Source organism: Chelativorans alearensis, assembly GCF_010993735.1.
GTDB classification, from domain to species: Bacteria; Pseudomonadota; Alphaproteobacteria; order Rhizobiales; family Rhizobiaceae; genus Chelativorans; species Chelativorans alearense.
The window spans coordinates 165,226-177,653 of sequence record NZ_WQNI01000013.1 but is presented as its reverse complement, the minus strand read 5'-3'; the positions used below and the strand labels follow the sequence as shown (position 1 = coordinate 177,653).

General features: G+C 66.5%; 9 protein-coding genes. 4 read left to right on the top strand and 5 right to left on the bottom strand.

The features are described from left to right. Positions 1–19: 19 nt before the first annotated feature. Genes hrpB through GPJ75_RS19685 form a run of 4 tightly spaced genes read right to left on the bottom strand, consistent with a single transcriptional unit; the run spans position 20 to position 6,044 of the window. On the bottom strand, positions 20–2,479 hold the full coding sequence (gene hrpB, locus GPJ75_RS19700; protein ID WP_163270480.1) for an ATP-dependent helicase HrpB: 2,460 nt from the start codon (positions 2,477–2,479) through the stop codon (positions 20–22). After that, the gene (locus GPJ75_RS19695) at positions 2,476–3,117 is read right to left on the bottom strand and encodes an ATP-binding cassette domain-containing protein (RefSeq protein ID WP_163270478.1); all 642 of its coding nucleotides are present in this window, start codon (positions 3,115–3,117) and stop codon (positions 2,476–2,478) included. Before GPJ75_RS19695 ends, hrpB begins: the two co-directional genes overlap by 4 nt. 10 nt (positions 3,118–3,127) lie before the next feature. Then, positions 3,128–4,804, bottom strand: coding sequence for an ABC transporter permease (locus GPJ75_RS19690; protein ID WP_163270476.1), 1,677 nt, complete (start codon positions 4,802–4,804; stop codon positions 3,128–3,130). Between the two features lie 19 nt (positions 4,805–4,823). After that, entirely contained in the window at positions 4,824–6,044 is a 1,221-nt protein-coding gene (locus GPJ75_RS19685) for an ABC transporter substrate-binding protein (RefSeq protein WP_163270474.1), read from the bottom strand. A 453-nt stretch (positions 6,045–6,497) separates the two neighbouring features. Between GPJ75_RS19685 and GPJ75_RS19680 the strand changes: the two genes are divergently transcribed. The 4 genes from GPJ75_RS19680 (at position 6,498) to GPJ75_RS19665 (ending at position 9,806) form a co-directional block, all read left to right on the top strand. Next, positions 6,498–6,809, top strand: coding sequence for a (2Fe-2S)-binding protein (locus tag GPJ75_RS19680; protein WP_159588738.1), 312 nt, complete (start codon positions 6,498–6,500; stop codon positions 6,807–6,809). Further along, positions 6,775–7,260, top strand: coding sequence for a bacterioferritin (bfr, locus tag GPJ75_RS19675; RefSeq protein ID WP_163270472.1), 486 nt, complete (start codon positions 6,775–6,777; stop codon positions 7,258–7,260). The genes GPJ75_RS19680 and bfr overlap by 35 nt, the downstream gene beginning before the upstream one ends. 186 nt (positions 7,261–7,446) lie before the next feature. Then, positions 7,447–8,262, top strand: coding sequence for a C40 family peptidase (locus GPJ75_RS19670; RefSeq protein ID WP_163270470.1), 816 nt, complete (start codon positions 7,447–7,449; stop codon positions 8,260–8,262). A 119-nt stretch (positions 8,263–8,381) separates the two neighbouring features. Further along, positions 8,382–9,806, top strand: coding sequence for an alanine/glycine:cation symporter family protein (locus GPJ75_RS19665; RefSeq protein ID WP_163270468.1), 1,425 nt, complete (start codon positions 8,382–8,384; stop codon positions 9,804–9,806). 68 nt (positions 9,807–9,874) lie between these two features. Here the strand turns inward: GPJ75_RS19665 and GPJ75_RS19660 are convergent, their stop codons facing one another. Further along, the gene (locus GPJ75_RS19660; RefSeq protein WP_163270466.1) at positions 9,875–12,310 is read right to left on the bottom strand and encodes a hybrid sensor histidine kinase/response regulator; all 2,436 of its coding nucleotides are present in this window, start codon (positions 12,308–12,310) and stop codon (positions 9,875–9,877) included. Between the last annotated feature and the right edge of the window lie 118 nt (positions 12,311–12,428).

The following is a 12,428-nucleotide window of genomic DNA, read 5'->3' as shown; positions in this document are numbered from 1 at the left end:
ATTTGAGGTGCGGCGTCCCCTACCTCCCCCGCGGCTTCGCCCGCTTCGTAGCCGCTGCCGCCGCCGGGTCTTCCGGCCACACATGCTTCGGATACCGCCCGCGCATCTCCGCCCGCACATCCGCCCACGAACCACGCCAGAACCCGGGAAGGTCCCGGGTCTTCTGGATCGGCCGCTGCGCCGGCGACAGAAGCTCCAGCGTCAGCGGAACGCCGCCCGCCGTCGGATGCTCGGTCAGCCCGAAAAGCTCCTGCACGCGCACGGCTAGCACGGCTTCGGCATTCTCGTATCGGATGGGAAGCCGGCTCCCCGTCGGCGCGGTGAAGTGGCTCGGCGCCTCTGCCTCCACCCGCCGCTGCAAATCATAGGGCACCAGTGCCATCAGCCCCTCGCAGAGGGCCCGCCCGGAGATGGCGGAGAGCGCCGCCTCGCCCTTCAGAAAAGGCAAGAGCCATTCCTCCAGCCGCGCCACCAGCGCCTCATCCTCCACATCCGGCCAAGGCGTCCCCTTCGTGGCCCGCAGGAAGGCAAGCCGCGCCCTCAGCGCCTCCGCCTCCCTGTTCCAGGGTAGAATGCCAGGTCCATGCGCATGCACCGCATCGAGAATGGCTCGGTCCGCCGCCTCGCCCCTTGGCGCCGGCAATGCCCTCTCGCCAAGCACGATGGCGCCGAGCCGCCGTGTCTCGCGCTGTCGCACCACGCCCTTCTCGCGGTCGAACAGCGTCTCCACCTGCACTTCGACACGATGGCCGAGGCCGGCAACCGCCTCCTCCTCGCTCACCACCGCCGCCGCGGCGATGCGGGCGTTGCGCGTCTGGCCCTTGAGGTCGGCCACCACGAGGAACGGCTCGCGCGCCAGCCGCTCGGCGTGGTCGAGCTGGCCCCCGCGCCCGTTGGCCAGCACGAAACGCCCGTATTCGCCGCGCGCCTTGGCCACCCGGTCCGGCCAGGCATGAAGAAGCAGAGGCCCCGCCGCACTTCCCACGTCCTGCCGTCCGCCGCCCGCCGCCGCCTGCGCCAGCCGCTCGGCCAGCCCCCGTGCCGCCTGCGCCCGCTGGCCGCGCTCAGTGGGAAAGCGCGAAAGCCGCTCGTCGAGATCGACGCTGGCGCCGCCCAGCCCGCGCTCGGAGAGGATGACGGCCAGTCGCGCCGCCGCCAATGCCCGGCCTTGCCCCGCGGCCACCGTCACCATATGCGCCAGCCGCACCGGCAGGGCGAGCCGGCGCATTGCCGCCCCATCCTCCGTCAGCCTTCCCGCCTCATCGAGCGCCCCCAGTGTACGCAAAAGGGCGCGCGCCTCGTTGAGCGCGGCTTGCGGCGGCGGATCGAGAAAGGCGAGGCTTGCCGGGTCGGTAACGCCGAAGGCGGCGCAGTCGAGCAGCAGGCCGGAAAGGTCGGCCTCCAATATCTCCGGCGGCGTGAAGGCAGGCAGCGCCGCGGTCTGTTCCTTGCGCCACAACCGCAGCGCCAGGCCCGGCGCGGTGCGCCCCGCGCGGCCGGCCCGCTGGTCGGCCGAAGCGCGGGAGACGCGCACCGTCTCAAGCCGCGTCAGCCCCGTATCCGGCTCGTATCTCGGCAGGCGGGAAAGCCCGCTGTCCACCACCGCCGTCACGCCGTCGATGGTGACCGAGGTCTCGGCGATCGCCGTCGCCAGCACGACCTTGCGCCGCCCCTTTGGCGCCGGCCGAATGGCCGCGTCCTGCGCCTTGCCGTCGAGGCCGCCATGCAGCGGCGCAAGATCGACCGCCTCCGGCAAGTGGCCGGCAAGCGCTTCCTGCGTGCGCGCGATCTCGCGCTGGCCCGGCAGGAAGGCAAGCACGCCGCCGGCGCCGTCCGCCACAAGCTGCCGCACCGCGCCCGCCACGGCGTCTTCCATCGCCCTGTCCGGCGCCCGCTCCGCATAGCGTATTTCGACGGGAAAGCTGCGCCCCGCGCTCTCCAGGACCGGCGCTCCGCCCATAAGCTCGGCCACCCGCGCCCCGTCCAGGGTCGCCGACATGACGAGAAGCCGCAAATCCGGCCGCAGCGCCCCCTTCACGTCGAGCGCCAGCGCCAGCGCGAAATCCCCGTCCAGCGAGCGCTCGTGAAACTCGTCGAATATCACCGCCGAGACCCCTTCGAGCCCCGGATCGTCAATGATCATCCGCGCCATCACCCCCTCGGTGACGACCAGGATGCGTGTCCGCGCCGAGACCTTGCGCTCCATGCGCATCGCATAGCCCACCCTGCCGCCCGGCTCCTCGCCGAGGAGTGAGGCCATGCGCCGCGCCGCTGCCCGCGCCGCAAGCCGTCTTGGCTCCAGAAGCACGATGCGCCCGCCTTGGCTCCACGCCTCGTCGAGAAGCGTCAGCGGCACCAGTGTCGTCTTGCCCGCCCCCGGCGGCGCCACCAGCACAGCCTTGCCCTGTGCCTCGAGCGCCTCGCGCAACCCCGGCAGCACCTCCGTGACCGGCAGGTCGGGCAGGTTCCACGCACTCATTCGCCGATCCGCACGATCTCGCCGCCCGCCGCTTTCGCGTCCGCCTCGTCGTGGGTGACGAGCAGCACCGGCAGGCCGCTTTCGCGTGCCTTGGAAAACACCAGCATGCGCATCTGCTGCCGAAGCTCCATGTCGAGCTTGGAGAACGGTTCGTCGAGCAATAGCATGCGCGGCTCCGAAACAAGCACCCGCGCCAGCGCCACCCGCGCCTTCTGGCCGCCCGAAAGCGTCGCCGGGTCGCGGTCTCCCATGCCGGCCATCTCCACCCCGGCAAGTGCCGTCTCGGCGTGCCGCGTGCGCTCCGCCCGCCCTTTCACGCTCTCCGGCAGGGCGAACATCAGGTTACCGGCCACACTCATATGCGGGAAGAGCAGGGGATCCTGGAACAGGATTCCCACATGCCGCTCCTCCGCCGGCAGCGCGGTGATCTCCACCCCGTCCACCAGCGCGCGCCCCCACGCCGTAAACGCCGGCTCGAGAAAGCCGCCGAGATAGGCAAGCAGGCTCGATTTGCCGGCCCCCGAAGGCCCCATGACCGTCAGCACCTCCCCCGGCGCGACACGGCGGGTGAGCGAGACGAGCACGCGCCCCTCAAGCGCGATCGTCACGCCATCGAGGAAAAGCCCTTTTTTCGTCAACGCGCCTCTCTCAAACCTGCATGCCGCGGAAGCGCCGGAATATCAGCGCCGGCACGAGGGTGGCAACGCCAAAGCCGAGCATCGGCAAAAGCATCTGCCAGAATGCATAGACGCCGACGATACGCCGGTCCCCGCCCGAGGCCAGCGCCACCGCCTCCGACGTGATGGTGGTCAGCCTTCCCGCACCCACCAGCACCGTCGGCAGATAGAGCCCCACCGAGACCGCGAAGCCGATCGCCCCCATGGCAAGCACCGCCCGCGTCATCATTGGCAGGCGCACCAGCGCGAAGCGCCGCCACCGCCCCTTGCCGAAGCCCGCCGCCACCTGGTTATAGCGCCGGTCGAAGGCGTACCACGGGTCCTTGAGCGCCAGATAGGCGTAAGGCATCACGAAGACGAGATGCGCCAGCACCAGCGCCGGCAGCGTGGCCAAAAGGTCCGCGTAGACGAGGAAGAGCTGCAGCCCGAAGACGAAGGCCACCTGCGGCACCAGAAGCGGCAGGTAGAGCAGCATCAGGGCACGCCGCGGCCTGCGCCCCGTCTCCTCCTCCCGTATCAGGCACAAAATGGCCAGCAGCCCGGCGATGAGCGTGGCAAGCAAGCCCGCCAAAAGCGTGGTGTAGAGCGGTTCGGCAATGCGCGGCAGCGCCCGCATCCAGCTCTTCAGCGTGAAGGAAGCCGGCAGCGCGTCGGGAAACTGCCACAACCCGGCGAACGACCAAAGCGCCAGCGTGGCAAGCCCCGCGAACACGGCGCCCGCCGCAAGCCCCATCGCCAGAAGTGCCGCGCCCCGCAACAACGCATCGCGCCGCATCCTCACGCCCATCTCCACCCCGACGATGCACATGATGCGCCCGACCCGCTCCAGCCCCATCCACAGGCCCAGCGCTGCCGCCGTCACACCGAGCTGCAAGAGCGCCCCTGCGGAGGCGAGATAGCGCATGGAAAGGTCGGGATCGTTCATCCATTCCACCAGCCGCACGGCCAGCGGCGAGGGGCGCATTGGCCCCAGGATAAGCGCGACGTCGACGACCGACGTGGCAAAGGCGATGACAGCGAAGACGGGCAGCCGGATCTGCCGGTAGACCGCTGGCCACAGGCCCAAAAGGAAACCCGCCACCCGCCCGTAGCCCATGGAGGCGGCCAGCATCCGCGTCTCCTTGAGCTGCACCTGGGGCAATGCGGCAAGCGTAATCAGGAGCAGGAACGGAATCTCCTTGACGATAAGCCCCGCCATCATGGAAAGCCCCATCGGGTCATGCACGACGAGCAGGTCCGGCGGCCGCTCCCAGCCCGTCAGTTCCGGCGAGAGGAGGCGCACCACCATGCCGGACGGCGCGATCAGGAAAGCCAGCGCAAACGCCGCCGCCGCGTGCGGCAGCGACAGAAGCGGCGAAACGAGATGCTGCACCCGGCCGAAAAGCCGTGTCCCCGCCCAGCCGGCCACGAACAGCACGACGACGCCGAGCGAAAAAAGCGCCGTCACCAGCCCCGCAGTCAGGCTGATCGCCACCGAGGTCAGGATAGCCGGCTGCGAGAAAAGCGTGCGGAAATGATGAAGCGTAAGCTCCATCCCGCCCAGCACCGGCAGGAAGCCGAAGGCCGGCAGAACCGTGCCCGCAAGCCCGAAGGCGATAGGGCCGGTGAGAAGGAGAATGGTGATGAGCGGCCCGAAACGCGTCAGCATGGATGCTGCGCCTTTCCCCTCAATTCTCCGCCGTGTAGCGCCGCTTCCATTCCTCCTCGATGCGCTCCATCCAGCTTGGATGCGGCTCGGGGAGCGCCGGGCCAAGTTCGTCCGGCGCCAGCGTGGCGGCGCCCAGTTCGATCGCTTCGAACCGTGCCCGCGCCCCTTCGTCCAGCTTGTCCAGCGCCAGCACCGTCGGGTCGCCCCACACGGCCGGGTCCTGCTTCTTAGCCTGCGCCTCCGGCGACAGCAGGAAATCCGCCGTCACCAGCGCCCCCGCCTTGGCCGAGGCATTGTAGGGAATGGCGACGAAATGCGTATTGGCCAACGTTCCGCCGGGGAAGGTGAAGGAGCGCACGGTGTCCGGCAGCTCCCCGTCGGCAATCGCGCTCGAAGCCTCCGCCGGGTTGAAGGCGAAGACGATGTCGAGTTCGCCGTCGGCGAGAAGCTGCTTCATGGCCGGATAATTCTGCGGGAAGATGCGGCCGCTTCGCCAGGCCACCGGGTGCAGGGCGTCGAGATAGGCAAACAGCGGCGCCACCACCTCCTCGAACGTCTCCTCGATCACCGGTTTTTGGAGCACGGAAGGGTCCTCCACCTTCTCCAGAAGCACCTGCTTCAGGAACGACGAGCCGATGAAGTCCGGCGGTTGCGGATAGGAAAACCGCCCCGGATGCGCCTTTGCCCATTCAAGCAGCCCGTCCGCGTCCTGCGGCAACGCGCTCTCGTCCGTGCGCGCCGAATCGTAGAAGAAGACCAGCTTCGCCATCCCCCAGGGGCTCGCCATCCCTTCCACCGGAATGGTGAAGTCGGTCAGGATCGTCGGCTTGTTCTCGTGGTCCGCGTAGCGCCAGCTGGGCAGCGCCTCCGCCCAGCCGGGCGAGAACAAAAGCCCACGTTCCTGCATCGCGGCAAAGTTTTCGCCGTTGATCCACACAAGGTCGACGGACCCGCCCGCATCGCGGCCCGCCGCCTTCTCGGCCACCACGGTGGCCACGGCACTCGCCGTATCCTCCAGCTTCACATGCACGAGCCGCACGCCGTGGCGCTTCTCAAGCTCGCCCGCCGCCCATTCGATATAGGCGTTGATGTTCTCCGCCCCGCCCCAGGCGTTGAAGTAAACCGTCTGGCCGCGCGCCTCCTCGAGCACGCCCTGCCAATCCGAGGGACGAACATCCTCCGCGCGTGCCGAAATGGCCGCAAGGGCGAAAAGCGTGGCTGCAACGATCCGCGTCAGCAAGGCGGTTCCTTCCCGATAAGTGCAATTCCAGGAAAGGTGAAAACAGGTTTTCCATCCGGAATTGCGACAAAACAAAGTGTCGTGGCGATTGAGCACAGCCCGCAGCGGCAAATCAATGCCGCCGCGCTCGCGCCCCACTCACTTCACCGTGAGCCGTCTTCCGCGGCGCTGCGACATTTCCGCCACCCATAGCCCAAGCATGACACGCATTGTCAGGTTTATATTGACAGCGCCCCGGCGGTCGCGTTTTTATGCGCGCCATCCGAAGGATGCGTTCCTTTGATGTCCGGGCCTTGAACCCGCCCCATTGGAGAACGCCATGCTGGTCGAACGCCGACAAGGGCTGCTCCCGCCCTCCTATGGCGCCTGCCGCGGGCTTTTCCCCAAAAGGTTTCAAGGTCGGTCGAAGGGCGTGGGCTTCGGAGCTTGCTCCTAAGACCGGTCGCGGAAGCCATGCTCGTCTGTCACTGCAACCTCATCACCCAGAAGGAAATCGAGGCGACCATCGTCGCGATGCTCGATGAGGATCCGTGGCAGCTCATCGTTCCCGCCAAGGTCTATCACGCGATGGCGCAGCGCGGCCGCTGTTGCGGCTGCTTTCCAAATGTGGTGGAAACGATCATTCGGGTAACCGAGGATTATCACCGCAACGCCGATGGTGGCGATGCGGAGATTGTGACATATTTGGATCGTGTGCGCGCCTTGCGCGAGAAATTCGGGAGCAAGTTCAGTGAAAGGCGACAAAAAGGTTATCGAGCGGCTTAACGAGGCCCTGTTTCTCGAACTCGGCGCCGTCAACCAATACTGGGTTCATTACCGCCTTCTGGAAGATTGGGGCTACACCAAGCTCGCCCAGAAGGAACGCGCCGAATCCATCGAGGAAATGCACCACGCCGACAAGCTGGTTCAGCGCATCATCTTCCTCGAAGGCCACCCCAACCTGCAGACGATAGCCCCCTTGCGCATCGGCCAGAACGTCAAGGAAGTGCTGGAGGCAGACCTTGCCGGCGAATACGATGCCCGCAAGGCCTACAAGGAATCGCGCGAGATCTGCAACAAGCAGGGCGACTACATCTCCATGAAGCTCTTCGAGGAGCTTTTGGCCGACGAGGAAGGCCACATCGACTTCCTCGAAACCCAGCTCCAGCTTCTCGAAACGATCGGCGAGGCCAAATACGGCCAGCTCAACGCCGGCTCCGCGGAAGAGGCGGAGTAGGATCGAGGCTCAGCAACGTCGGCGGCCTTTCGCGCCCCCCTCTATCCTGCCGCACAGAGGGGGCGTGAAGGGGCGCTGGCATCTCCGATCCCAACACATCCCTCAGGCCTTGCCAGCCGGGCGGCGATGCGGAAAGCTGCGGCAGAACCTTGATTCCCGCAACACGGCCCGTCCATCAGCTAGCGCATGAGCGATATCACCAACAGCCTGCTCGATCGTCTCGGGCGTTTTCTGGCCGGGCGCCTCCAGCAGCAGTCGTCGGGCTACCAGCCCTACACCCCTTCCGATCCGGAAACCCTTCACCGCAGCCTGCAGCCCGGCGATATCCTTCTGGTCGAGGGCAACCAGCGCGTTTCCATAGCGATCAAGTACCTCACCCAGTCCACCTGGAGCCACGCAGCCCTCTACGTCGGTGACGCCCTGCCGCAGCCGGAGGATGGAAGCGAGCGCCCGCGCCTCATCGAGGTCAATCTGGGTGACGGCTGCGTTGCCGTGCCCCTGTCCAAATACTGCACCTACAACACCCGCATCTGCCGCCCCAGCGGGCTGACGCCTGACGACCGCGATGCCATCGTCGCGTTCATGGTGGAGCGGCTGGGCCTGAAATACGACATGCGCAACATCATCGATCTCCTGCGCTACTTCCTGCCCACACCGCCGGTGCCCGTGCGCTGGCGCCGCCGGCTGATTGCACTCGGCTCGGGCGACCCCACCCGCGCCATCTGCTCCTCGCTGATCGCCCAGGCCTTCCAGTCGGTCGCCTATCCTATCCTGCCCAGCGTCGTGCATATGCCGGGCCAGGCATCTGCCGAGTCCACCTATTCAAGACGGGAAATCCTGCAGATCCGCCACCACTCCCTCTTCACCCCGCGCGATTTCGACCTCTCCCCCTATTTCCAGATCGTCAAGCCGACACTCGCCTTCGGCTTCGACTACAAGTCGCTGCAATGGGTCGAGAAGGAAGCCGAGACCAGGCTTGAAGGCGGAAAGGAGCCCGGCTGATGGAGAACCATGCGGCGCTGGCGCTCACCTTCCATGCCTTCTTCGGTGCCGGTTCAACGCAGATGCGCCGCGGGAAATAGTAATATACTGAATTTATTGACGCATTACAGGAGGGAATAATGGATATTATCAGAGGCTTCTTCGGCCTGATTGAAGATTTGACGTGGGGCTGGGCGCTCGTCCCCATTCTAGTGGTATTCGGCGTGTTCATCACGTTGATGACCCGCTTCGTCCAGTTCGAGTATTTCGGACGGATGTTCCGGGTTCTGTCGTCGAAGAACCAGAGTGCCGATCCCAACGCGATCAGCGCCCGCGCTGCACTTCTTGTGTCGGTCGGCGGCCGTGTCGGCGGGGGCAATATTGCCGGCGTGGCGGTAGCCATAACGCTGGGCGGGCCCGGGGCCGTCTTCTGGATGTGGGCGATCGCCCTCGTGGGCATGGCCACCAGCCTTGTCGAATCCTCGCTGGCGCAGCTTTTCAAGCGCTCGGTGGGGGACGGGACCTATCGCGGCGGCCCCGCAAGCTACATACTGTTCGGGCTGGGCAAGGAGTACCGCTGGCTCGCCGTGATCTATGCGATCTGCCTGATCGCCGCTTTCGCGCTGGGCTTCAACGCGTTTCAGGGCAACACCTTCGCCGGTGCGGCCCAGGATAGCCTCGGGATCGACCGGATCTGGACCGCGATCCTGCTTACCGCGATTACCGGCTTTATCGTCTATGGCGGTATCCGGCGCATCGCCAAAGCGGCCGATGTGATCGTTCCGATCATGGCGCTTGGCTATATTGCCATGGCATTGGTCGTCATCGTGCTCAACATCACCTCGATCCCCGGCGTCTTGTGGACGATCGTCACCAACGCCTTCGGGTTCGAAGAGGTCGTCGGCGGCGGCATGGGAGCGGCGATCGCCCAGGGCCTGCGGCGTGGCCTCTTCTCCAACGAGGCGGGGCTGGGCTCGGCACCCAACGTGGCGGCGACCGCGCATGTGCGCCACCCGATCAGCCAGGGCATCACCCAGTCCTTCTCGGTCTTTATCGACACGATCCTCATCTGCTCGTGCACCGCGTTCATCATCCTCCTCAGCGATGTCTATGTACCGGGCGTTACCGATATCGACGGAGTGGTGCTCACACAGCAGTCGCTCGTCTCGCATATGGGGGATTGGTCGCAGTACTTCCTCACCCTCGCGCTCCTGCTCTTCGCCTTCAGCTCGATCATGTACAACTACTATCTGGGCGAGAACGCCATGGCCGTGATGACCGCGAACCCTTTGTCGCTGCACGTGCTGCGCATCGCGGTCATGGGTATCGTCTTCCTCGGCGCCACGGCGCCGGGCGCAACGGCCGTCTTCTTCTTCTCCGATCCGTTGATGGGCATTCTGGCGCTGGTGAACCTTGTCGCGATCATGATGCTCTTCCCCGTCGCCATGCGCATCCTGCGCGATTTCCGCGAGCAGTTGAAAGCCGGTGTCGAGCGGCCGGTGCTGGCTCCCGAAAGGTTCGCGGATCTGGATATCGACCCCACAGCCTGGCAGCACGGCAAATGATATCGATGTGATAGCACAGGCAGGGGCGGCCTCCGGGCGGCCCCTGCCTCGTCAGGTGAGGGGCGCGCTTATCCCGCTCCCAAAGCCACCTCCGCCGCCGGCAGCCATTCGTCCACCTTGGCCTCCAGCCGCGCCGGCGAGACCGGCTTCGTCATATAGTCGTCCATACCGGCCTTCAGGCAGCGCTCCCGGTCGCCTTCCAGCGCATGTGCCGTCAGGCCGACGATGGGCGTGCGCCGAAGCCCCTCTTCCGCCTCCGCCCGGCGGATCGCTTCCGTCGCTTCGAGCCCGTTCATCTCCGGCATGGAAACGTCCATGATGATCAGCGCCGGATGGCGGCTGCGCCACAGCGCCAGCGCCTCGCGCCCGTTCTCCGCAACCATATAGCGCCGCCCGGTGCCGTCGAGGATCTGTCGCAGGACGAGCTGGTTCACCTCGTTGTCCTCGGCCACCAGGATGTCGATCTCCCCATCCGGCACGGCTTCGGTCCGCGCCGCCGGCACGGCGCCCTTTACCTCCGGCGCCGGCTGTTCCGCCCGCACCGTGCGCCGCGCCTTGGCACTCACTTCGGATATGGTCTCGCGCAACAGTGCCGAACGCGCCGGCTTCGTCAGGATCGCCTGCGCCCCGGCGGCCTTCAGTTCGCGCAGCGCCAGCATGTCGTCCACTGAGGTCAGGAGGATGACGCCGGTGCGCGCGCCCGTCTCCCGCAGCCGCCGCAGCATCTCCGCGCCATTCATCCCCGGCATCTGGTAATCGAGGATGACGAGGTCGACCGCCGCTCCCAGCCGCTCCGCCTCGGTCAGGAAGGCAAGCGCCATCTCGCCGCTCTCCACCGCGCAGGAATCGAAGCCCCAGTTGCGCGTCTGCTCGGTCAGGATGCGCCGGTTGATCGCGTTGTCGTCGACGATGAGGATGCGCCCGCCCTCGGCCGCCGTCTCCGGTTCCGCCTCTTCGCGCGGCCCCTCGCACGCGGGAAGCGGGACGCGGAAATGAAATCTGGACCCGTCCCCGGGCCGGCTTTCCACGCCGATCGCCCCGCCCATCAGCTCCACCAGCCTTGCGGCGATGGCAAGGCCCAGTCCCGTCCCCTCATGGCGCCGGGTCGAGGAGGTGTCGGCCTGGCTGAACTTCTCGAACACGCTGGCGACCTTGTCCTCGGGAATGCCGATCCCAGTATCGCTCACCGAAAAGAGCGCCTCCGGCCCCTCGCGCGACACTTCGACAAGCACATGCCCCCGCTCGGTGAACTTCACCGCGTTGCCGGCAAGGTTGGTCAGCACCTGCCGGATGCGCCCGACATCCCCCACCACCCAGCGCGATAGTTCGGGGTCGATGCGCACGATCAGCTCCAGGTTCTTCTCCGAGGCACGCGCCGCCACCAGCGTGGCCACGTCCTCCACCGCCTCGGCCAGATCGAAAGGGGCAGCGTCGATCTTGGCGTGGCCCGCCTCGATCTTGGAATAGTCCAGGATGTCGTTGATGATGGTCAGGAGCTGGTCTCCGGACTTCATGATCACGTCGTTATAGGTGCGCTGCCGCGCGTCGAGTTCGGTCGCCGCCATCAGTTCCGCCATGCCGAGCACGCCGTTCATCGGCGTCCTGATCTCATGGCTCATATTGGCCAGGAACTCCGATTTCGCCTTGTCCGCCGCCTTCGCGCCCTCGATTGCCGTCTTCAGCCGCGCCAGCGCATGGCGGATGGAGCGGTCCATCGGCAGGAAGATGAAAACGAGGATCGCCGCCGCAAATGCCGCCAGCGCCACGGCAATCGCGTTGATGGTCACCTTCACCTGGCCGGCCAGCCGGCGGTTGAATTCGCGCAGCGCCTCGGACATCTCTCCCAGCGCCGGCTGCACCAGGTAGCCGATCGTCCCGTCGAGCAGTTTGCCCGCGGACGCGCGCTCCTCCGCCCCGCCCGCCGCCGCCGCGTTAAGCTCGTCATGGAACTGCCGCAGCAGTGCCACGGGCTCCATCTTCCCATAGGGCGTCGGTGCCATGAGGTCGGCCTTGAGACTGCCGTCGAGCCGCTCCCACAGCACCGTCATCCGGCCGATCGCACGGTCGAGCCGGTCGGCGCTCACCTCCAGGGCCTTCTCGGCCCAGGCGACGTCGTTACCGCGCTCTGCGGCCATGGCAATGGCCGTGCGCGAGGCTCGTTCCGCCGTCTCGGATGCCTCGGCCACCAGCACCGCCATCGAGGTGGCGTTGGAAAACCGTGCATTGACGTAGTGCGACGCCACGATGAACGCCACCGCCGGCACGGTCAGCACTCCCATCACGATGAAATAGCGCAGGCGCAGGCCGCGCACCGCCTTGTCGATCGTTTGCGAGGGATCGCCGTCCTCGGCCGCCGCCGGCTGATGCCGCCTCAAGCGCCGGATCTCCGCCGCCAGCAGGCACAATACCGCCAGCGCACCCGCCGCCATCGCCATATAGACGAGGCTTTCGGCCGAAATCAGCTGCGCGCCGCTGTCGGCCCCAAGGCCGAAAAGATCGAGCATCGATATCCCCCAATGCGCGACCCGGCGCCATCCCCATGGCGCAAGCCGCCGAGCGGGAAAATGTGCGCATAACGTGAAGTTTCGGTTAAGCGCCTATGCTGGGTTGAGAAGGGTTGCG